General features: G+C 55.0%; 22 protein-coding genes, 1 tRNA gene and 1 pseudogene. 18 read left to right on the top strand and 6 right to left on the bottom strand.

Annotated elements, in window-relative coordinates; genetic code table 11:
* The first annotated feature begins 5 nt into the window (after positions 1-5).
* The 4 genes from REH59_RS01270 (at position 6) to REH59_RS01255 (ending at position 3,511) form a co-directional block, all read left to right on the top strand.
* Positions 6-758, top strand: coding sequence for an ABC transporter substrate-binding protein (locus tag REH59_RS01270; protein WP_003255747.1), 753 nt, complete (start codon positions 6-8; stop codon positions 756-758).
* Between the two features lie 54 nt (positions 759-812).
* Positions 813-1,505, top strand: coding sequence for an ABC transporter permease (locus REH59_RS01265; RefSeq protein WP_003255749.1), 693 nt, complete (start codon positions 813-815; stop codon positions 1,503-1,505).
* Complete coding sequence (locus REH59_RS01260; protein ID WP_014589362.1) at positions 1,505-2,194, top strand: ABC transporter permease; 690 nt, start codon at positions 1,505-1,507, stop codon at positions 2,192-2,194. The genes REH59_RS01265 and REH59_RS01260 overlap by 1 nt, the downstream gene beginning before the upstream one ends.
* Before the next feature lie 111 nt (positions 2,195-2,305).
* Complete coding sequence (locus tag REH59_RS01255; protein ID WP_004577127.1) at positions 2,306-3,511, top strand: methyltransferase; 1,206 nt, start codon at positions 2,306-2,308, stop codon at positions 3,509-3,511.
* A 352-nt stretch (positions 3,512-3,863) separates the two neighbouring features.
* On the opposite strand, the gene REH59_RS01250 is transcribed toward REH59_RS01255, so the two are convergent.
* The gene (locus tag REH59_RS01250) at positions 3,864-4,154 is read right to left on the bottom strand and encodes a DUF3077 domain-containing protein (RefSeq protein ID WP_003255753.1); all 291 of its coding nucleotides are present in this window, start codon (positions 4,152-4,154) and stop codon (positions 3,864-3,866) included.
* A 525-nt stretch (positions 4,155-4,679) separates the two neighbouring features.
* Here REH59_RS01250 and REH59_RS01245 point away from each other — a divergent pair.
* From REH59_RS01245 to REH59_RS01235, 3 genes are all read left to right on the top strand, one after another.
* The gene (locus REH59_RS01245) at positions 4,680-4,928 is read left to right on the top strand and encodes a hypothetical protein (RefSeq protein WP_014860386.1); all 249 of its coding nucleotides are present in this window, start codon (positions 4,680-4,682) and stop codon (positions 4,926-4,928) included.
* A gap of 98 nt (positions 4,929-5,026) precedes the next feature.
* A tRNA-Thr gene (locus tag REH59_RS01240) sits at positions 5,027-5,102 on the top strand.
* 291 nt (positions 5,103-5,393) lie between these two features.
* Positions 5,394-5,717 carry a helix-turn-helix domain-containing protein gene (locus tag REH59_RS01235; RefSeq protein ID WP_011953230.1) on the top strand — a complete coding sequence of 108 codons (324 nt, stop codon included), beginning with the start codon at positions 5,394-5,396 and terminating at the stop codon, positions 5,715-5,717.
* On the opposite strand, the gene REH59_RS01230 is transcribed toward REH59_RS01235, so the two are convergent.
* Positions 5,714-6,064, bottom strand: coding sequence for a type II toxin-antitoxin system RelE/ParE family toxin (locus tag REH59_RS01230; protein ID WP_128573919.1), 351 nt, complete (start codon positions 6,062-6,064; stop codon positions 5,714-5,716). The genes REH59_RS01235 and REH59_RS01230 overlap by 4 nt on opposite strands.
* A 173-nt stretch (positions 6,065-6,237) precedes the next feature.
* Between REH59_RS01230 and REH59_RS01225 the strand changes: the two are divergent.
* The 8 genes and pseudogenes from REH59_RS01225 to REH59_RS01190 all read left to right on the top strand — a co-directional run.
* Positions 6,238-6,558: pseudogene (locus REH59_RS01225) on the top strand (tyrosine-type recombinase/integrase); the annotation flags it as partial.
* A gap of 261 nt (positions 6,559-6,819) precedes the next feature.
* A complete protein-coding gene (locus REH59_RS01220; protein WP_245150127.1) occupies positions 6,820-7,197 on the top strand; it encodes a hypothetical protein in 378 nt (125 codons plus the stop codon).
* Positions 7,198-7,696: 499 nt separating this feature from the next.
* Positions 7,697-8,902 (top strand): ABC-three component system protein, encoded by a 1,206-nt coding sequence (locus REH59_RS01215; protein WP_265536580.1) that lies wholly within the window; start codon positions 7,697-7,699, stop codon positions 8,900-8,902.
* 2 nt (positions 8,903-8,904) lie between these two features.
* Positions 8,905-9,477, top strand: coding sequence for an ABC-three component system middle component 4 (locus REH59_RS01210; RefSeq protein WP_209019177.1), 573 nt, complete (start codon positions 8,905-8,907; stop codon positions 9,475-9,477).
* A 2-nt stretch (positions 9,478-9,479) separates the two neighbouring features.
* Positions 9,480-11,459 (top strand): ATP-binding protein, encoded by a 1,980-nt coding sequence (locus REH59_RS01205; RefSeq protein ID WP_014860382.1) that lies wholly within the window; start codon positions 9,480-9,482, stop codon positions 11,457-11,459.
* Between the two features lie 272 nt (positions 11,460-11,731).
* Positions 11,732-12,637: a putative phage abortive infection protein gene (locus tag REH59_RS01200; protein WP_128573672.1), complete on the top strand. Its 906-nt coding sequence runs from the start codon at positions 11,732-11,734 to the stop codon at positions 12,635-12,637.
* A gap of 89 nt (positions 12,638-12,726) precedes the next feature.
* The gene (locus REH59_RS01195; protein WP_135007153.1) at positions 12,727-13,161 is read left to right on the top strand and encodes a hypothetical protein; all 435 of its coding nucleotides are present in this window, start codon (positions 12,727-12,729) and stop codon (positions 13,159-13,161) included.
* A 97-nt stretch (positions 13,162-13,258) separates the two neighbouring features.
* Positions 13,259-13,891 (top strand): hypothetical protein, encoded by a 633-nt coding sequence (locus tag REH59_RS01190; protein WP_128573671.1) that lies wholly within the window; start codon positions 13,259-13,261, stop codon positions 13,889-13,891.
* Between the two features lie 559 nt (positions 13,892-14,450).
* Here REH59_RS01190 and REH59_RS01185 read toward each other — a convergent pair.
* From REH59_RS01185 to REH59_RS01175, 3 genes are all read right to left on the bottom strand, one after another.
* A complete protein-coding gene (locus REH59_RS01185) occupies positions 14,451-14,903 on the bottom strand; it encodes a DUF2442 domain-containing protein (RefSeq protein WP_014860380.1) in 453 nt (150 codons plus the stop codon).
* Positions 14,904-14,953: 50 nt separating this feature from the next.
* A complete protein-coding gene (locus tag REH59_RS01180; RefSeq protein WP_135007152.1) occupies positions 14,954-15,118 on the bottom strand; it encodes a DUF4160 domain-containing protein in 165 nt (54 codons plus the stop codon).
* 107 nt (positions 15,119-15,225) lie between these two features.
* Positions 15,226-16,833 carry a GGDEF domain-containing protein gene (locus REH59_RS01175; protein ID WP_014860379.1) on the bottom strand — a complete coding sequence of 536 codons (1,608 nt, stop codon included), beginning with the start codon at positions 16,831-16,833 and terminating at the stop codon, positions 15,226-15,228.
* Between the two features lie 183 nt (positions 16,834-17,016).
* On the opposite strand from REH59_RS01175, the gene REH59_RS01170 reads away from it, so the two are divergent.
* Positions 17,017-17,223, top strand: coding sequence for a DUF3079 domain-containing protein (locus REH59_RS01170; protein WP_014860378.1), 207 nt, complete (start codon positions 17,017-17,019; stop codon positions 17,221-17,223).
* Positions 17,224-17,373: 150 nt separating this feature from the next.
* On the opposite strand, the gene REH59_RS01165 is transcribed toward REH59_RS01170, so the two are convergent.
* The gene (locus REH59_RS01165; RefSeq protein ID WP_014860377.1) at positions 17,374-19,671 is read right to left on the bottom strand and encodes a TonB-dependent siderophore receptor; all 2,298 of its coding nucleotides are present in this window, start codon (positions 19,669-19,671) and stop codon (positions 17,374-17,376) included.
* Positions 19,672-19,811: 140 nt separating this feature from the next.
* On the opposite strand from REH59_RS01165, the gene REH59_RS01160 reads away from it, so the two are divergent.
* A complete protein-coding gene (locus tag REH59_RS01160; RefSeq protein WP_014860376.1) occupies positions 19,812-20,531 on the top strand; it encodes a response regulator in 720 nt (239 codons plus the stop codon).
* A gap of 1 nt (position 20,532) precedes the next feature.
* Positions 20,533-21,900 (top strand): ATP-binding protein, encoded by a 1,368-nt coding sequence (locus REH59_RS01155; RefSeq protein ID WP_014860375.1) that lies wholly within the window; start codon positions 20,533-20,535, stop codon positions 21,898-21,900.
* Positions 21,901-22,008 lie beyond the last annotated feature (108 nt).

The raw sequence follows: 22,008 nt of genomic DNA, 5'->3' as shown, positions 1-22,008 counted from the left end.
AATACATGCACACCTACAAGAAGTTTCTCCTGGCAGCTGCTGCCACGCTGGTGATGTCGGCAAACGCCATGGCCGCAGAAAAACTGCGCATGGGCATCGAAGCCGCCTACCCACCGTTCAACAACAAGGATGCCAGCGGTAACGTGGTTGGCTTCGACAAAGACATTGGCGACGCCCTGTGCGCCAAGATGAAAGTCGAATGCTCGGTCGTTACCTCCGACTGGGACGGCATCATCCCGGCCCTGAACGCCAAGAAGTTCGACTTCCTGGTGTCGTCGCTGTCGATCACCGACGAACGCAAACAGGCTGTGGACTTCACCGAGCCGTACTACTCCAACAAGCTGCAGTTCATCGCGCCGAAAAACGTCGACTTCAAGACTGACAAAGAGTCGCTGAAAGGCAAGGTCATCGGCACCCAGCGCGCAACCTTGGCCGGCACCTACCTTGAAGACAACTTCAAGGGCGTCGACGTCAAGCTGTACGACACCCAGGAAAACGCCTACCTCGACCTGGTCTCCGGTCGTATCGACGGCATCCTGGCCGACAAGTACGTGCAGTACGAGTGGCTGAAAAGCAAAGACGGCTCGAACTTCGAGTTCAAGGGCGAGCCGGTGATGGACAGCGACAAGATCGGCATTGCCGTGCGCAAAGGTGACACCAAGCTGCGCGACGACCTGAACAAAGCCCTGGCAGAAATCAAAGCCGACGGCACGTACAAGAAGATCAACGACAAGTACTTCCCGTTCAGTATCGAATGACCCGCCCTGACCGGCGCGCCCAAGTGGCGCGCCAGTCCCTAAAATGACCTGCCCATGAATATCGACCTGCACGGATTCGGTCCGGCCATGATGGCCGGCACCCTGATGACCGTAAAACTGGCGCTTTGCGCCTTGCTGCTGGGGCTGGTCCTGGGCCTGCTCGGCGCCCTGGCCAAGACCTCCCCGCTCAAGCCGCTGCAATGGCTTGGCGGCTTCTACTCGACCCTGGTTCGCGGCGTGCCCGAACTGCTGTGGGTACTGCTTATCTATTTCGGCACCGTCGGGCTCATGAACAGCCTCGGCGAAGCCCTGAACATGCCGGGCCTTGAGCTAAGCGCCTTCGCCGCGGGCGTGATCGCCCTGGGCCTGTGCTTTGGCGCCTACGCCACCGAAGTGTTCCGTGGCGCTATCCTGGCGATCCCCAAAGGCCACCGCGAAGCTGGCCTGGCGCTGGGCTTGTCCAAGGGCCGCATCCTCTCGCGGATCATCCTGCCGCAGATGTGGCGCATCGCCCTGCCCGGCCTTGGCAACCTGTTCATGATCCTGATGAAGGACACCGCCCTGGTATCGGTAATCGGCCTTGAAGAAATCATGCGTCATTCGCAGATCGGCGTGACCGTGACCAAAGAGCCGTTCACCTTCTACATGGTCGCAGCCTGCATCTACCTGGGCCTGACCGTGCTTGCCATGACCGGTATGCATTTCATGGAAAAACGCGCCGCTCGCGGCTTTGCGAGGGCTGAATAATGAATTGGGAAGTCATCTTCAAATGGCTGCCACGCCTGGCCGAGGGTGCGGTCCTGACCCTGGAGCTGGTGGCCATTGCCGTGGTTGCCGGGTTGATCCTGGCCATCCCGCTGGGCATCGCCCGTTCCTCGCGCCACTGGTACGTGCGCGCGGTGCCGTTCAGCTACATCTTCTTCTTCCGTGGCACGCCGCTGCTGGTGCAACTGTTCCTGGTCTATTACGGCCTGGCGCAGTTCGATGCGGTGCGCTCCAGTTCGCTGTGGCCGTACCTGCGCGATCCGTTCTGGTGCACGGTGCTGACCATGACCCTGCACACCGCCGCGTACATTGCCGAGATCCTGCGTGGCGCGCTGCAGTCGATCCCCAAAGGTGAGATCGAAGCGGCCCGGGCGCTGGGCATGTCGCGTGGCAAAGCGCTGTTCTACATCATGCTGCCACGCGCTGCGCGCATCGGCCTGCCGGCGTACAGCAACGAAGTGATCCTGATGCTCAAGGCCAGTGCCCTGGCCAGTACCGTGACCCTGCTGGAGCTGACCGGCATGGCCCGTACCATCATCGCCCGCACCTACCTGCCGGTGGAGATCTTCTTCGCCGCAGGCGTGTTCTACCTGGTGATCTCGTTCATGCTGGTGCAAGGCTTCAAGCTGCTGGAGCGCTGGTTGCGCGTGGATGCCTGCCAAGGCCGCTGACATCTCCTAGCCTTCTTCGCGGGCACGCCCGCTCCTACAACAGGCCTATGCTGAGCCTTCGTAGGAGCGGGTTTACCCGCGAACAGGCCCTCAACCCCAACACACATCCACATGCCCAGCCCCCTCCACAGCCACCACCTAAGCACCCGCTTCCAGGCCCTCGACCAGTTCCTGATCGAGCACCAACAGCTGTGGAAACCCCGCCCCTTCACCACCCTGCAACTGCCTTGGGAAACCACCCACCCAGAGCTTGCCGCCCACCTGCGCCAATGTTCCCTGGCAGACGCCGAAGCCGACAGCGCCGCTGACCGCTTGCCTGCCCCATTCCCGCAACTGGCCGAACAAGCCCGACAGCTCGCCACGCTCGGCAGCCTTGCGCAAACCAATCTACCGCCTGCCGCCCACCGCCTGGACGTCGCCGTCCCCGGCCGCAAATGGCAGCAGATCGAAGCCTTCGCCAGCCACCTGGCCTTCCGCGAGCAGCCCCGGCACTGGCTGGACTGGTGTTCTGGCAAAGGCCACCTCGGCCGTCGCCTGCTGCAACCTGGGCAACACCTGACCTGCCTGGAGTACGACGCCGACCTGGTCGCTGCCGGTCAGGCCCTGAGTGCACACCACCACTTGCAAGCACAGCACGTACATCAGGATGTGATGGCCAGCGACAGCGCTCGCCACCTGGCTGACGATAAAAGCGTGGTTGCCCTGCATGCCTGTGGCGATCTGCATGTACGCCTGATGCAACTGGCCAGCCAGCAAGGTTGCCGGCAACTGGCCATAGCCCCCTGCTGCTACAACCGCATCGCCGCGCAGCAATACCAGGCGTTATCCACAGCCGCGCAGGCGTCGAGCCTGCAGCTGTCGCTGGACGACCTGGGCCTGCCCTTGAGCGAAACCGTCACTGCCGGCGCCCGCGTGCGGCGCCAGCGCGACACCTCGATGGCCCGGCGCCTGGGCTTCGACCTGCTGCAACGCCAGCAGCGCCAGAGCGATGAATACCTGCCGACGCCTTCCCTGCCGGTGGCCTGGCTGGAGAAGCCCTTCGAGCAATACTGCCGTGACCTGGCTGAACTGAAGCAATTGCCAGTGAGCGGCAACCCGGACTGGGCAATGTTGGAAGCTGCGGGCTGGCAACGCCTGGCCGAGGTTCGGAACCTGGAGCGCGTACGCAACCTGTTCCGTCGGCCACTGGAGCTGTGGCTGGTACTCGATCGCGCCCTGTTCCTCGAAGAACAGGGTTATGACGTGCGCCTGGGCCTGTTTTGCGATTACCCACTGACCCCGCGCAACCTGCTCATTCTTGCGGAACGCGACGGTTAGCCGCATCACAACCTGTGGATAAGTCTGTGAACAAGCTTGTGATTACCTGTTGGATCCAAGCGCTATTTCAAGCGCTTGGCTTATTCCTGCTTGCGGCTGCAGCCCAGTAAAAACAGGCGTTTGCGCAAAGACCAGCGGCGTAGCGATCCGGCATGCCTTTCGCTCAGGTCGCCGATGCCACTTGTGCATAAACATTTCTTGTGGTTAGCGCAAGCGGCTTTTGTGGGAGCGGCCTTGCGTCGCGAATGGGCTGCAAAGCGGCCCCCGTTTTCGGCACAATCTCTGAAATCGCCGGGGCTGCTTTGCAGCCCATTCGCGACGCAAGGCCGCACACAAATGACCGCGTCAATGCCTAATGCGCCTTACCCTTGGCGATCTCGATATCGTTCATCAGCGCCTTGGCCATGTCACACAGGTAATCGGCTGCGCCCAGGAATTTATGGTCGTCCTCCATATCCCCCTCGCGCACCAGGTGCTTGATGTAGCCCATCAGGATCGAGACATGCTCGTAGGCCGCGTCGACGGGAACGCCGGGCTCTACGCGCAGGAGATTGAGGGATGGGTTACCGGCTGCGAGGAAGGTTTCCACGCCTGCGGTTGTGATTGGTTTGGGGCTGTTGGGATCAGAATCGATCGTTTTCACTTTTCAAACTCCCTAGTTCAAAAGGAGTTGCCGTGTTCATTCTTTCTCACGGAACAAAGGCGGCAACCGTGCACGAGGTGAGAAACCGAGTGAACGTAGGAAGCTCGGCCAGACCAAGGTCTGCCCGCGCACAGTCGCCATTACGCAGCCGATACGTTCAAAGTCGGGTTCTCACACCCGGTCGCCAGAGCGACCCGAAAACGGTATCCGTGAGCCACTTCCCCGACAACAGCGTTACTTCGGCGGCGCGCGTAGGATACTTCCGAAGCATCCAAACCCTGAAGCTTTTGACCCCATGGTTCAGAATTCCCTTACACAGATAACCCGGCTTACCCGCCCCCGTGTAGGAGCGGGTTCACCCGCGAAGAGGCCATACCAGACAACACAAGGCTAATGCTCCACCCCCGCAACGGTGTATCATCCGCCCCTTAAATCATTAAAAAGTGACGTCGCGCGCTGCCCGCCAGCCCCGCGACCTTCTGGCGTTGCGCCAGAACCGACAATGGACCACCGGACCTGAGCATCGTGACCCGAGCCAACCCCCTCGCCCTGCTGACCTTCGCCCTGACCCTGACCGGCTGCGCCGGCGGCACCTCGCCCCACCCCAACAGCAACCTGGGCTGGAACCACCCCGGCATGCAACTGGGCGGCGACAACGGCCTGCCCCTGCGCGCAGAAGCCCCATGCCGCAAGCGCGGCTGCGACAACGACAAGCTGTTCTTCAACCCGGGTAAAAGCGAGCCTAGCGTCACCACCATGCACCGCGGCTGGTAGGAAAATTCTTCTTTTAGGCCGGTGACTTAGGTCTTTTGCGAACATTCGCAAGGAAGTGGTTTACAGGCGCCAAACGATCGCTATAATGACGCCCCATTGCCGGTATAGCTCAGATGGTAGAGCAACTGACTTGTAATCAGTAGGTCCCGGGTTCGATTCCTGGTGCCGGCACCATACGCAGTATCAAAAAAGGCTCACCGAAAGGTGGGCCTTTTTTGTTTCCCCCCCCCGCAGCCCCCAATCCCCTGCCTTACAGATGCCCTGAAGCCACCACGATCGGTGTAGGAGCTGGCTTGCCTGCGATGGGCTGCGCAGCAGCCCCAACCCCCCCCCAAGCAGATGCAATTCTCTGATCACAGCCCAGCTCAAAAACAGACACACCCTCCAACACAAACGCTTTGACTCGCCAACCAATCCCCACTACGATTTATCGCAAATTTTAGATATTTCCGCCGAGGCAAGCCAATGGCGCTTCAATTCCACGAAAGCCCTTTCCACGCCACCCACGACGCAGATACCGCCAGCAAAATGGCCTTGAAAATGGACTTGTCCATTTTCATCACTGACTGCATCAAAAAAATGGGCCTCAAGCAGCATGATGCCGCGGCCAAGTTGAACGTGACCCAATCCCGCATATCCGAGCTTGCAAACGGCAAGATCGAGAAATTCACCTTGGACGCCATGATGGACATGCTGGACAAGCTAGGCTTTCGCACAACCCTGACCCTGCCCTCGAACGATGCCGGTTCACCGCCCCAGATCGTGATCACTCAAACGCCTGGCAGCTAAACCCTGTATCCCATTTTTCTCAGTTCTTGCTTCAACTCCTTCATCCGCTCTTCGGCGACCTGCATCGCGTGCCGGTCGGACCTGTTGGTCGTTTTTACGAACGAATGCAACACGACGACCATGTCTGCAAACTTGGCCACGTACACGCGTCGGAATGCAGGGCTGCCGTTGATGATGAGCTCAATCGCACCCGCCCCTACCGACTCGATCAACGACTTGATCGGCCGCTCTGGGTTCTGACCATACTGGATGCGTCGCAGGTCTTTACCAAAATCGTCCTGAACGTCCTTGGGAAGGTCTTTGTATTCACGCTCAGCAGCTGCACTCACAAACGCAAACTTTTTCAACGGTCTACCCACGGCGAGATGCTGGATTGGGGACGGCATGGATGCCAGGAGGAGGGAATCTAGCGCAGTGGCTTGCAGTTGGCGGAATTAGAAATGTTTCGCGGTTTGACCCTGAAATATCGTGTTTCTCTCGCCCGCTGAAATCAGTTCGACCTCATTTGGGGCCGGGGTTTGCCGCACTCAGGACGATGGGCTACGACACCAAGGTGGATATCTGCGGCCACGGGTTCCGGGCCATGGCGTGCAGTGCGCTGGTCGAGTCCGGGCTGTGGTCGGAGACGGCTATCGAGCGGCAGATGAGCCACAAGGAACGCAACAACGTGCGGGCCGCTTATACCCACAAGGCCGAGTTCCTCGAAGAGCGCCGAATGATCATGACTTGGTGGAGCCGGTTTCTGGAGGCGAACCGCGAGGACCATGTGACGCCGCATGAGTTTGCCAAGCAGACGGGCGAGAACGTCACGCGCCTTCGCAGTGCCAAGAGGACCGAGTAGCCCGCCGCACCACCACCTCAAACTCGCTGTGAAGTTACCCACAGCACCGCAATCCACGCGGGTCCTTTCAAACGGGGCTGCAAAGCCGCCCCGTTTGAAAGGACCATACCTAAGAAAAAAACCGCTGGCACAGCGTACGTCTGTGGAAAACCAGTGATGTCCACCGGGGGATAGCTTTATCCACAGGCGCTAAATCCCTGAAATCGCTTTGCTTGACGAACATTGTCCATAAGCGTGGACCGGGAGTCGCAAGAGCTGTCGATGACAGCACCCCAGGTGACCCGAACCTTTAAGGTCACGTCGCTCCCGCGGTGGTTCACCCGCAAGTACGATTCGCGTCCGGCAGCTCGTACGGTCACTACCCATGTGATGGATGCCAACTCAATATTGTTGCCCCTGCGGCAACCAACCTACCCATCTGCTCAGCAGCAGCCTATTCGCTTGGCCATTTCACGTGCGCCAACCTGCGCCCGTCTCTTTCACCGGAAAGAGACGGGCGCTCCTGACACTGCTGCAGCCCTCATCGCATTTGGCTTTGCGGCAACCTCACTCGTGACAATCGGCGTGACAAACGCCGATGTCATCAGCAACAGCGCTGCAGATGATGGTGCCGCAGACCAGGGAATGGACTGCACCTGACTGACAGTCAGGCACGCCCCGGTCATCGCATTGCTGCTTGCACCTGGCTCAGGATCTCGCGGCACTGGTCTCGTCAGCCAATGCAGCCTCCACCCGCCCACCGCTATCGGTGCTCAGGAGGCCAGATCATGAGATGCCCTTGCTCCCGGACGTAAGGAGCCGCCAGTCCCGCGTAGAGGACATTCCCCACAGGTCGCAGGGGCCTTGATCCCTGATAACACTCAACATTCTTGGCGGGATGACGTGGGGTGCTGTAGCGATGGTGCTGCTGTTGAAGCCTGTAGCTGCATCGCTGCAGTGATGGCATTATGCTTTTAAAATCCAACGAGCTCTACTTTTGGAATCTCAAGCAACATAGTTGATCCATGGCGAGACATCTAGAGACCCGGTGGCTTTGACCTTGGAGCAAATGGAATCGTGGGGTGATTCGCCAAACCGAGCGAGTGAGGGTTTGACGCTATCCCATGCCTCTAACAGCAGGTAATTAAGGAATTTTGAAATGAGCATGATTGATTGGGTCAGAAGGGAAAACAAACCCAATGTTATCCTGTTTGTACACGGACTGAAGGGAGGGATTGAAACATGGTCTCATGATGAAAACACATCTTTCCCTAGTTTGTTAGCCTCTGAGCCGCAGCTCGCTGAACATTACGACATTGCGTGCTTTAATTACTTCACCACATTCACAACTACATATGGCGTTTCAAAAAGCTTTTTCTCAAGAGTTTTTGGCTCCTTAAATAAACTCAGAAAGAACTTACCGATCACTGAGCTTGCCGAGCTACTTCGCACTGAGTTTGAAGTAAACCTAAGCGATTATAGTCGAGTAATAATTATCGCTCACAGCATGGGCGGGCTCATATCAAAAGCTTGCATACTTGGACACCTAAAAGAAACCCAAGCAACCTCTGTAAAAGGCTTTATATCTCTTGCCGTACCCCATTCAGGGGCCAAAATAGCAAATATAGGATCATTGATCTCCTCTAACGTTCAACTGAAAGATCTCAGTGTACTAAGCGATGCCGTAGACCAGTTTAGTAGAGATTGGCTGAACGCAACGAACCCGCCACCCGCAAAATACATCTACGCAGCACATGATTTAGTGGTCGACAAGAAAAGTGCTCTCGCTATCGAAAGCCAGAAAAAAGATTCTATTGCGGTTGACGAAGATCACTTTAGCATCTGCAAACCAAAAAGCCAAAACGAAACAGTATATAAAGCGGTCCTAAAATACATATCTGAATTTCATTCACTGTATAAAGAACCACTGTTAATACACAAATTTGAAGACAACAACCAGTATGATGATCACTTTTTCGTTCTAAAAATGGTAATCGCGGAAGTGCATGAAGCCATTACCGGCCATGCAAAGGGCTACTTCTTCAATGCTGAGGAAGCACGCAAGATATTTACCAGCGACCACGACAAAAAACTTCTCGAGGTGCTTTATAGCAAAGTGAGAGAAGTCTATCAGCAAGAATACGAGTACCACATTGCTAATGCGACAACAGCAGACCAGTTTGTGTCTAGCGTGCATTCGAAGATCATGAGCGAAGATAACGGATATCTAAAATCGCTGCTTACCGATTTAGATAGTGTGCATAAAAAAGGAATGATACATCAATTAGCGAACAAGGGAGATACCACTGTCGTTTGGTCATCAAAAACCAAGCTTGACACCTTGCTCGACAAGAAAGGAGTTTAGTATTGAATACTTCACTTCCTTACATCTCAATCGATGATGACTTTAGCCTTAACCTTTCCTTAACTGCTCTAATCATAGAAAAGCTAGGCTTGAATTCAAAAAAGAATGCAGTTTTAGATTTTGAAAAAATTCAAATATTTCTTTATTTAGTAAAAAATCCATCAAAAATAAATATCATACTAAAACTTGCAGACAAAAAATTTACACCAATCAATGCACAATACACCTTTACGATTGAAAGCTTATCGACAAACGTCGATATTCTTTTTGATCGAGGAAAGTTAAAACATCTCATCAAAGAGCTTGCTGCCCGCGGAATGTTAATTTGTGAGAAAGCTAAAAGCCAGGACTCCATAAAGTACTTGCTGAGCGAACAAGGGAAGGTGTTCGCACAGGGTTTGGAAATACAAGAACACACGAACCCACTCGAGACCTTAAATTCGACAAGCACCCAAACTACCACATCACATTATTTCTCAGCAGCAGCGGAAGTAATAGCGAGCCTATCGGCCCTGCAGTCCCAGACCAATAGCAAGCTAAACTCTTATTTGAATGCTGCATTCAAAAGGATTTGAAAGTGAAACCAAACATTAGCATCAACAGCTTAAATCTTGTTGGCCATCGTAAAACTTACACTATACCTTTCTTCCCGGGTGTGAATATCATATATGGTGATTCCGACACAGGGAAATCCAGCATCCTAGAGTTCATTAGCTATCTACTTGGAGCAAGCAAGATAGAGCTGGCGGATGAGGTTAAATCTTCAGTTAGCTTTGCAGCATTAGAACTAGAAATAAACAACATACAATACACAATCAAAAGAAATATATATGACCCATCTGAATACATAGAAGTATATCCATGTATTTTCAGTAAATGCAGTGAATTTTTTCCCAAAAAATACTGCCCAACCTTTGTAGACTCGAACGCGCCTGACGGTTTTTTCTCAGATTTCCTTCTGGATAGTTTAGGTTTCCCAAAGGTCAAAATCAAAGTCTCACCTTCCAAAGCAAATTCGGATGTTAAAAGACTAGGTTTTCGGAGTCTATTTAAGTATGTGTACGTCAATCAAGATGACGTGGGCAGCAAAAGCTTCTTAGACCTGAACAACAACTGGGCTAAAGCAACAAGCAATCGAGAAGTACTAAAATACATATTCAACGTACTCGACTCAAGCATCACCGAAATTGAGGTTCAAATATCTGAGCGAACGAAAGAAAGTAACAGCCTGCTTCAGAAATACAATTCCGTCTCTGAATTTCTGAGGGAAACAGATTATGAAAGCCGCGATTCGATAGACGACGCCATCACAGAAATTGAAAAAACAATAACCGTACTCGAAAAAGAACTCGACGCAGTCAATACGACTATGACCTCCAATTCGCAACATCATAGCGAATTGAAATCAATATTCAATGAGCTTGCGCTGAACGAAAAAAGAGCATCTCAAGACATCTTTAAAACTCGCGAGCAAATCGAAAAGTATTCGAGATTAAAAAATGACTACGATAATGATATTGCGAAAATCAATAGCATTATTATTGCGCAAACTAGAATTGGTGAGGCCGCGATAACAGTCAATCCATGCCCAGTCTGCGACACACCTTTAACACCTTCTACTGCAAGCGAGCATTTCAATCTTACTGAATTAGATTCTTTAACGGATGAACTCAGTTCGCTTCAGAAAAAGAAAAAAAGCATTCAGGCGCTGATAGATGAACTCGCGCAGAAGTACAGAGAGCTATCTCAGGAGCAGGCAGCATATAGAATTGACCTTGACCGTGCGCGTGAGATGATAGACACCGAAGCTAAAGAAATGATTACACCATTTCTTACTCAACGAGATACATTAATCAAGCAGATTGCGTCTAGTAAGCAAGAAAAAAATCAACAAGTCGGAAACATCCGCATCCGAAATCAGCAGCAAAAAATCCACGACGCGTATACTCATTCGCTACTAGCAATTAAGCAACTTCAGGAGAGACTTGCAGAGCTTAAAATATCAGCACCTAGCATTGCTGAGGTTTTAAACAAGCTCAGCGACTACCTGAAAAAATATCTTAACACTGTCAATATCAAGAGGCGAGAAGGCATTAGTATCAGTCCCAAAAGCTTCGCTCCTGTAATCAGGGATCGGGACTACGTTGACATCACATCCGGGGGGTTGCGAACCATTGCATCTGTGGGGTTTATGCTTTCACTGCTTGAGTACTCTATCGATTCTGAAATCAATCACCCAAGGTTTCTGATGATTGATACAGTTGGTAAATATCTTGGGAAAACAACCAAAGATAAGTATATCGCGCAGACAAGCCATACAGCTGATGAACAAGAAGGAATATCTGACCCACTGAAATACCAGAACATGTATGAGCATATTCTCGAGATTGCTATGAGGGCGGAGGAAAAAGAAGTACCGTGTCAGATAATTCTTGTTGACAATGACGTACCCGAAACTTTCGTAAATCGGTATAAAGCGTTTATTGTTGCGCATTACAGTTCTAAAGGGGAAGATGGCCTGAGCGTTGGCTTGATTGATGACATTGGAAAGAGCTAAACCACAGAGAACAGGCTCTTTATTCCGGGACAAAAAAAGCAAGAAAAGGGGACAGATTTATTTTTCGATGCTGGTTGATGCGCGAATAAATAAGTCCGCCCCTTTTTCCAGAAAATTGCAATTGCAACAGGGCTTGCAGAAGCATAGTAGAGTTAATGTGCTTTTAGAATTTCAGTCTAACAACTCGTTCAAGTCGCTTAATACGCTCACTGGTACAGTTTAAAGCCTGCACATTAACCAAATGGCTACACCGCACAAGGAGGCGTAACAAATTGAAACTAGATGAAAAGCTTGAGAGTATAACCCCTCGAGCCTTAGTCAAATGGATAGCTTGGATACTGGGGATTGCAACAGGCCTCTTCGGCTTTGTGCTTGCCTTGTATCTTATGGAGTTCAACAACGGGTTCAGCAATGAAAATTCAGATTGGGGGACATTTGGAGACTTCCTCGGCGGGACATTAAATCCCATATTTGGCTTTTTAAGCCTGATTGCGCTTTTATTAACAATCGTATTACAAAGCAAAGAGCTTGAGTCAACCAGAATCGAGCTTGAGCGATCTGCATCTGCGCAAGAAAAAACCGAAGCAGCGCTAAATAAACAATCCGACACACAAGTAAAACAGCAATTTGAAAACACTTTCTTTTCGTTACTCGACCAACACAACAAAGCTCTCGAAAAAATATCCACACCAACTGGAAAGTATACAGACGGCCAATCAGACTTAGACATGGTTAGACTTTCCGTATTTTCGGAGAGAAACTCAAATCTGCAAGACGCGAAAAATTCGCTAGAAAAACACAATGGTGTTTGCGGTCACTATTTTAGAGTCTTATATCAAGTCCTAAAATTTATTGCCACAAACGTGCCTGATGGAAACATTGGCTCAGAATTCAACCAAGACACAATATCTAAATACAAGCTTGCACCAAGTGAGAAAATGTACAGCAATATCGTAAGATCATTTCTCAGCTATGACGCAACCCAGCTCCTAGCCATTAACTGCTATTGTGCAAACAGCTCCGACACCTACTGGAATTTTAAGTTACTTATCGAGCGCTACTCATTCCTTGAACACATGCCATTCAAAATCAAAGAAAATGATCATGTGCTATTAGTTTCCACCAAAGAGTTTTATGAAAAAAATGCTTTCGGGCGTACCCAGTTCAAAATCACTTAGAAAAAACATAACCTGCATCACCGTTTCCGAAAAATCTAGCTTTTTGCAAAATGGGCAACTTAATTTTTTGTATCCAGGAGATACCACAATTGGGCAATGAACGCTTCGTAAGGTGGCAAGGGCAAACTATCAGCCAGCTCTCTACTGCCCTCGCCTTGTTTTCTGGCCTATCGGTGGGAGGCCTAGGCTTTCTCTTTTCTCTTCTGCGTGATGCTTCATTCAAACCCACAGGAATACTGGCTTTACTATTTCTACTCGCCATCCTATCGCTGCTTGTTGCTTCTACTTCTGGCTCTGCAGCCGTGGTAACACGACTGCTCGACTTCCGTCTTACAGCTCAAAAGTTGCGCAAGACGAATAATGAACCGCTAACACTATTTGGTACAAACGCCTCAGGGTATGGCAAAGCCACATGGATATTGTTCTGGGTTCTCTTAGTGTCCTTCACTACTGGTATCTTATTAAGCAGTGCCGTAATAGTAACCTTTTATTTAGCCCGCATGTTTTGTGCCATTGCCCCTTAAGGATTCGCCCCAAACCCTCTCAATTAGTCAATAGGATAGCCAGCAGCCATGCCTTTGGCTACTTGTTAGCTTAATTATTATACCCAAAGGTGATCCTGTGCTACTCAGCCAAGAAGCGCATAAATTTCTGACAAATGAAATGTGTATAGACATCCAAAATTTGACAGAGAAGATCAACAGTTTAGATTGCGACAGTCAGGTGCGCGACATTTACACAATGATCGAGAACTTCTTCATCTCTTTAAATAAAGAGGATGCCGAAGAGGAAATTCAGAGAATCTTTTTAAATTACGAGCACCTCTTTGACAATGAGCATGCTTACGCACTCATCGATCCAATTCGGCATGCATTTTCTGGATTTTCGCACGGAGGGCTTCTCCAACTCTTCACTAGACAAGAGAACGAAGCATGGTACCCAAGAGTAATTTTAACCACAGAGCTAAAGCCTAACGACATCGCAAACCTTGGGGAAACTATTGAAATTTATCGAGGGTGCAGCATGAACGAACACATAACCCAGAAATATGGCCAATCTTGGTCTACCTCTAAGGATGTAGCTGAACAATTTGCTTATTTTCACTATCAAAATCAACCATGGTTTAACCTCCAAGACCGCGTAGTATTGCAGTCCAAAGTTCCTAAGACAGCTATTTTCTACTCTAAGCAGGAGTGTGAGTTCGAGATTGTGGTAAACGTGAATTTACTAGGCCAAGTTCTAGTATGCCCATAACAATTCGCTCAACTATATAAAGTCAAGGGCTACGCTTTGCCTTGCCGATAGAAGCTTTAATTAACTGTACCTGGGTCGTTTAATGCTGCTTAGCATAGCTTGAAAGGCGCCCCATTTACTCAAGCACAACATTCTGCCGCGTCGTTAGGGCAATAGATAGTGATTTGACCTTGCCTGCATCCATTTAAGATAGAATGAAAGCTAAAGGATAGTTTTAGAGATACAAAACCCAACGCCAAAAAATTAATTACTACAAAACAAATGCTTAAATATATCTTCGACTCCTGGTGTCGCACCCTACGCAGTATCAAAAAGGGCTCACCGAAAGGTGGGCCTTTTCGGCTTTCAGCTACGGCGTTCTCAAAGGTGTTCCGGCAACCCCCTCCGCGATGGTTTGCGTTCCGCCTGTTCTCCAACGTCGCGCAGAGAACTGGATTCGCCAGTAAGTCGCGTCTTCTGTGGGAGCAGCCTTGCGCCGCGATGGGCCGCAAAGCGGCCCTGGCAATCTCAGACCGGAACAGCGAAACCTCAGCCCTCCCACAAGCGTTAGAAAGCCCTATCAGGCGGCTCTTTGCTCCAGGCTCTCCCAACCCAGGCAAGCCAGCGCCAATGTGCGTGGTACCGCTTCACGACCACTGCTGTAGCGGCTGATGCTGCGGGGGCTGACTACCAGCGCTTCGGCAGCCTGGCCGAGCGTCATCCGGTGCCGCAAGCGCCAGCGAATGAAAACTCGGGTGTTTTCATCAGGTGCGCTCTGGGCAAGCGCGTCCAGTAGCAGGGTATCCGCACCAATCTGAATATCCAGCGCTGGCCACTCCACCAACCATCCTCCGTCGCCCAATACGACGCCTTCAAACGCTTTTCGCTTGGACAGTGGCGCCAACCCAGGATACGTCTTGAGCGCATCGCTCATATCCAGGGTGAAATGCTGACCATTGGTAAAGGTAAGCTCAAGGCTGGCGCCCGATCGTGGCTGTACCCCCTTCAGACGGGGACGTTTCATCGATGCCATTTCATCCACTCCTACAAATCGGCCTGATGGGCCGCGACCCAGGCCAGGGCTTATTGCACCACTTTCGCAGGTGCCCTGCCTTGGCTAACAGTCACAGATTCCAGACTGATCACCACATCCACCCCACCGCCCGTAAGGTGAACGTGAGGTGGTAGATGATCCCTTTCCCTTGGCTCGATGCGATACTTGTCGCGAAATCGGTATTTGGTAGACATGGCATGATCGTATCGCCAATTTGGCGATACGATAACCGACCGGCTGTGAAGTTACCCAGAGAACTCTCACCGAAAGGTGGGTGCCGTTATGCCCGCCCTCCCCCCTCTCAAACCCTCCGCAACCCCCGCCGCACCTCTTTATCGGCATACATCAACTGATCCGCCGCTTTAAGCGCGGCCTGCAGCGAAGTCGCAGCGGGATCAACACTGGTAATACCAAAACTCGCACCCGCGTAATCGAACCGGCAGTCGTCAAACTCGTAGCTACCAATCAGCAGCGGCACCAGCCGCCTGCGCATCGCTGCGGCAGTTTTGGCCATTTCGTCCAGGTGGATCGAAGCGGTCAAGCCGATCACAACGAACTCGTCACCACCCCAGCGCCCAAGTTCATCCGTTGCCCGCAACCCGCCCTGCAAGCGCCGGCTGCCTTCGATCAGGAACTTGTCCCCCACCTCGTGCCCGTAGGTGTCGTTGATCGCCTTGAATTCGTCGAGGTCGATAAATGCCACCAGCACCCCCTGCCCCGTTCGCTTCGCCAACGCGAAATGCCGATGCAAGGCAGCCAGGATCGCGCGCCGGTTCTTCAACCCGGTCAGCGCGTCATAGTTGGCTGCATAGCGTTCTTCCTGGCGGCGCAATAGCATCTGCCCGGCCACACGGCTGGAGAGCAAGATCAAGATCAACCCGAGTGCTGCCACAGAGGCTCCGGTCCAGTAGTACTGCTGACGCATCGGCTGCAGGTGATCAAGCTTTGCCAGCGTCAGCAGCTGATATTGCGCGTCGTTCAGAGGCTGGCGATGCACCAGATAAGGGTGCCCGTCAATGAGCCATTGATTGGCCTGACCCGCGTCTGCCACAGCGCGGATATCCATGGGCTCGCCCGGCTCTTCGTCGCCATCCAGAGGCCTGCGAATATCGGGCGGGAGCAGTGCCGCCACGTTACGCAGCATGAAGGGTTCGCTGGACGCGGTGGTCACGCGCCCCTGACGGTTCACAATCAAGGCAATGTGACGCCCTGTCAGGTAAAGGGCGATGTCCGGGGCATCGAACTTGACCGTGACAGAGCCGAGTGGCTTGCCGTCAGCATCGTCGATGCGGCTGGCTACGAAATAGGAGGGGGTTTTGTTCAGGCGGGCAATGCCGAACATTTCACCACTGCCGGTGCGCAATGCGTCGAGGAGGTAGGCCCTGCCCGTATAGATCTGGCCAACGATGCTGAATGACTCCGCCCAGTTGCTGGCCGTCACCGTATCGTCTGAGAGGTTGTTCATGTAGATACGGGCATAGTGAAGATCACTGGCCAATCTATCCATGAAATCACCCACGCTTCGCACCAGCGGGTCACGGGTGAATTTCGAAGCGCGCTCCTCACGCGTGAGTGCCGCGAAGCCAGGCGGATCATGGCGATATCGGGCAGCGAGTTGGATCACCTCACTTTGACGGGCCACCATGTTGGCCACGCTGGCCATCTCGGTGAACAGGCGGTCTACGACTCGCCCCGTGATCTGGGCTTCGTATTCGGCGCCTGCCGCCAGGTTGTCGAGTTCTTCTGCCGTAAGGCGCTGCGCTACCCACCCGCTCAGGCTTGCCACAAGTGCCAACCAGACGACCACAACGCCTAGCGTCACCCGGCGCACGATGGATGGAATGTCCCTGCGTTGCCGCCGTTGCGACGGATCGTAACTCACGCCGCGCTTGCCGGTTGAATGGGGCACCAAAGCAACTCCTTTTGCGATACAGCAATGTGCATCATCGACCCTGCGATACCCCGCCAAGGCGAGGCTCGCTAGATTGTAAGACATTCACCTCAGTGGATCGCCAATGGATTGATGGCGGTCAAACGACGGGCTGGGCGAGGAGTTTACGTTCAGAACAGGCAGCCCTGAGGGAGGATGAGCATGGCCAAGAGATTCCCCACAAACCCTCGCCACCCCGAGCGTATCTGCTGGGGTTGCGACCTGTACTGCCCTGCCAAGGCGCTAGCCTGTGGCAATGGCGCAGACCGGACCATGCATCCGGTGGAGCTGTTTGGCGAGGATTGGGATAGCTTCGAGGGCCAGCTGGAGAAGCCGGTTGATCCAGGGCAAGCGGTAGAGCCCAGGTAAGAAAGGGCCGCTTGGCGGCCCTGCGCAGGCCTTGAACCCAGCGCTGGCTCTGTGGGAGCTGGCGATGCGCGTGCAGGCACCGGCTTCGCCGGTGTTCGCGGGTGAACCCGCTCCTACAGGTACAGCGCCAGGCCTTGTGGAAGGGCTTGATCAGAACGCGGTGCTTACCGTCAACGACAGGTTACGCGGGTCGCCGTAGATCGCCCCGGCATAGAACCCGTACTGGCTGTAGTAGTGCTTGTCGAACAGGTTGTTGGCGTTGAGGCTGACACTGGTGTCGTCGGTCAGCTGGTACTTGGCCATGGCATTCCAGATGGCATAACCGGACCAGTTCACGTCAGTGGCACCATTGCTCACACCGTTCGTAGGCTGGCCAGCCGGGCTGGAGATGGCGCGGATGTTGGTCTGCGCAGTCACGCCGGCGCCCAGGGTCAGGCGGTCGAGCGGGCCGCTCAGGCGGTAGGTGGTGGAGGCCTTGAACAGGTGCGACGGGTCGCTGCGGCCGTCGCTGTCGACGCGGCGGAAGTGCAGGTAGGTGTAGCCGGCGTAGACGTTCCAGTTGGGGGTCAGGGCGCCTGCGACTTCCAGGTCGATACCGTCGGTTTCCTGCCCGGAGCCGGCCTTGTAGGCACTGCCGCCGGTCGGGGTGGTCAGGTCGCCGTCCAACACGGCCTTGTTTTCCTGCTTGGTGCGGAAGTAGGCCGCCGTGGCGTTCAGACGGCCATCGAACCACTCACCCTTGATACCGGTCTCGTAGCTTTGCCCACGAATCGGCTCGACCTTGCTGCCGCTGCTGGTTTCAGAGGTTTGCGGCGTGAAAATATCGGTGTAGCTGGCATACACCGAGTAGTTGTCGTTGAGGTCATACACCGCGCCCAGGTAGGGGGTGACGATGCCGTTTTCTTCCTGGCTGCTGCGCTCGCCAGCCACGCTGCGGGTGACCGAGGAATAGTTGCTGGTGCGCACGCCCACGATTACCGATAGCGGGTCGGTGATGCTCAGGCGGGTGGCGGCGTACATGCCCTGCAGACGGGTGGTGGTCTTGCTGTGAAGACCGGTGCGCGAGGCGATGAGGTCGTAGTCGTCATCCACGCCATTGTGCCAGTCGGTCACCGGGAAGCCGTTGTTGGCGCGGAACTGGCAACCCAGTGCAGGCGCGCTGGTCATGCCGTCGCCGACCATGGTGCAGGTGTACTGAGGCGACCAGCCGACGGTGCGGCTGTCGTTGTAGCCGACCATGGCCTGGTGGGTGCGGCCGAACAGCTGGAACGGGCCAGACAGGTCGATTTGCGCGGACTGCTGGGTGGTGTCGCTGGAGCTGTGCAAACCATTCAGTACGGCGCCGCTGCCGTCCTGGTCCCAATAGCCGCCGTAGCTGCCGCGTCCAGCCGAGTTCACCTTGGCAAGGCCGCGATGGTTCAGGGCTTCGGTGGTGGCCTGGGCGGCTTTCAGGTCCAACGTCCAGTCGTTGTCGAAGCGGTGCTCGAGCGAACCGAACGCAGTGCGGGTGGTGTACTCGCCAAAGCTCCAGCTGGGCACCACGTTGGTGCTGCGCGGCAAGTCGGTCTTGCTGCCGTCGCGGTACCAGATCGGGATGTTCGCGCCCCAGCCGCCACCCACGACCTTGTTGTATTCATACTGGTAACCGGCGCCCAAGGTAGTGGCGTCGTCCAGGTCGAACTCGAAATTGGCCAACGCGGCGCGGGAACGTTCGGACTGGTTGTCGCGGAAGGAGTTGGCATCCTGCTGGGTCATCACGAAGCGCGAACGCAGGCGGCCATCTTCGGACAGCGGCAGGTTCAAGTCCGCCCCCAGACGACGCTTGTCCCAGCTGCCGTAAGTGGCATAGGCACTGCCGCCGAAGGTTTTGGTCGGTGCCTTGCGGATCAGGTTGACGGTGGCCGAGGGGTCGCCGGTGCCGCCCAGCAGGCCGTTGGCGCCGCGCACGATGTCGATGCGTTCGTACAGGTCCATGTTCAGCGCATTGCCGCTGCCACTGAAATCGGAGCCGCCCTGGGTCTGCAGGCCATCAACCTTCCAGTTGCTGATCGAGTATCCACGCGCGCGGTAGTCGGTGCGCCCACCCACCTCGGACTTGTTGGCCGTTACGCCTGGGGCGGTTTCCAATGCCTGCTCGATGGTATGGATGTCGCGGTCATCCATCTGCTGGCGGGTGATGGTGGTAACCGATTGCGGTGTCTGCCGTGGCGTCAGTGCCAGGCCAGTGGAGCTGCGGGTGCTCTCGACCGTGTAGCCCAACTGGCCGGCATCGTCGGCAGGCAGTAATGCACTGTCTTCGATCTGTGTGGCGTCGAGTTCAAGGGGTTTGCCGTCGGCAGCCACTGCACCACCGCTGATGGCGACGGCGACGCAGAAGGCCAGCGGCTTGAGGCAATTGCCGCTTTGACTGAAGGGGGTGAACACTGTCGTGATGCTTTGGGGATTCATTTGGGAAGGCTTCGTATTTGCAGATGATTTTTTGTTAGGATTCTAGGGATCAGCCCTCCGGGCTCCAGACCCGACATGTACGGGGATGTAATTGAACGTAACGAGCGCCGCCGGCCCTCACCTAACAGGTGTTTTTCTGCATGAGCACGACCCTGCTGGTTGTCGATGATGACGACGAGATCCGCGAACTTCTTTGTGATTACCTGACCGATGCCGGCTACAGCGTGCTGGCGGCAGCCGACGGTCAACAGATGCGTGACCAGCTGGCCCGGCACAAAGTGGAGCTGGTGGTGCTCGACCTGATGCTGCCGGGTGAGGACGGCCTTAGCCTGTGCAGGCAGTTGCAGGCCACACCTGGGTTGGCAGTGATCATGCTGTCAGCCAAGGGCAGCACGCTGGACCGCATCATCGGTCTGGAAGTAGGCGCCGACGACTATCTGGCCAAGCCCTTCGAACCACGCGAACTGATCGCCCGGATCAAAGCCGTACTGCGTCGTCCGCAACGCCTGGGCACCTCTGCCGAAGAACCTATGGTGGACGCCCAGCTGTTCGCAGGCTTTCGCCTGGAACACGTCAAGCGCCTGCTCACCCGCCCGGATGGCGAGACCCTGACCCTGCCGCGCTCCGACTACCGCGTGCTGCGCGAACTGCTGGAAGCCAACAACCGAGTGGTCTCCCGTGACCAACTGACCCGCAGCGCGTTCGGCCGCGACCACCTGCCCGACGACCGTTCCGTGGACATGTGTGTCAGCCGCCTGCGCCAGCAGCTGCGCCGGGCGCCGGCGGGGGCCGCGCAAATCCTGACCATCCGTAACGAAGGCTACCTGCTGAGTCTCGCCCCCCTCGCGGCTGGTGTCTGACATGCGCTGGTTTCACCGGCTATGGCCCCGCACCTTGTTTGGTCAACTGCTGCTGATCATGGTCAGTGGCACGCTGGTGATCCAGTTGATGTCGAGCAGCATCTGGTTCGACGTGCGTTTCGCTCAGGCGCTAGAGGTGCCCGTACGACTGGTTGCTGCACGCAGCGCCCCCCTGATTGCCCAGGCCGACTGCCACGGCGGTACGCTGCAGGCGCCAGCCCACTACCAGCTTCACTGCGTCGAAAGCCCGCCTGCGCAAGAGCATGACGAGCGCCGCGGGCACAGGCGGGTCGAGCTGTTGTTGCAGCAGGCCCTGAAGTACGAGCTGGGGCATGCCCAGGACGTGCGCCTGATGAACGTGCAACTCACCGACGAACTGGGCCAGCCGATCGTCTGGCGCAGCCTGTTCGGCCTGCGCACGGCCCAGGCGCATATCCAGTTCGCGGTGCCGCTGGCCGATGGCCACTGGCTGACCGTTGCGGGCCAGGAACTGCAGGGCTGGAGCGGCGAGTCGGCCTGGGTGCTGATCAGCGATTACCTGCTGCGGGTGTATGCGCTGCGCATCGTCGCGGTGCTGCTGGTATGCCTGGTTGCCGTGCGCCTGTGCCTGCGCCCGTTGCGGCGCCTGGCCGATGCCGCACGCGGCCTGGGCAGCAACCTCGAGCAGCCTCCCCTGGCGCTGGATGGCCCGGAGGAAGTGCGCCAGGCGGCGCAGGCGTTCAACGCGATGCAGCAGCGGCTGATTGCCATGGTCAACGACAAGGCCTACTTCCTGGCCGCCGTGTCTCATGACCTGCGCACCCCACTGACCCGCATGCGCCTGCGTCTGGAGCGATTACCCGATGACGAACACCGCCAGCGCCTGCGGCAGAACATCACGCAGATGGACGATATGATTGGTCAGGTTCTGGACTACCTGCGTGCGGGGGAGCAGCGGAATCTGCAGCAGGTGGACCTGGACCGATTGGTCGCGCGCCAGTGTGCGGACCTGGCCACTGCCGCAGAACCACTTCCGGTGCACGGCAAGGCGGGCAGCTTGCGGGTAGATGCCTTGCTGTTGCAGCGCTGCCTGCAAAACTTGTTGGTCAACGCGTTGCGCTACGCCAAGAACATTTCAGTCACGTTGGAACGGGCCACTACAGGTGTATTGATCCATATCGACGACTGCGGGCCAGGGATTGCCCCGGGCCTGCTGGCGACCATTACCGACCCCTTCGTGCGCGGTGACGGGTCGCGTAACCAGGCGTCCGGCGGATATGGGTTGGGGTTGAGCATTGCCCAGCGGATCGCCACCAGCCATGGGGGTGAGCTGATGCTGTCGAACCGTGAGAGCGGCGGGTTGCGGGTCAGCATACTGCTGCCAGGCTAACGCGATCTTCTGTGGAAGCGGCCTTGTGTCGCGATGGGCTGTGCAGACCTGGGAATTCGCAATCAGGTAACAGTCTTTTACCGATTACCCAGGTTTTCCGTCCCCTGC

This window comes from Pseudomonas sp. BO3-4, from assembly GCF_034044115.1.
GTDB lineage: Bacteria > Pseudomonadota > Gammaproteobacteria > Pseudomonadales > Pseudomonadaceae > Aquipseudomonas > Aquipseudomonas alloputida.
Note: the sequence above shows the minus strand (reverse complement) of the source record. Positions and strands in the feature narration are given on the sequence as shown.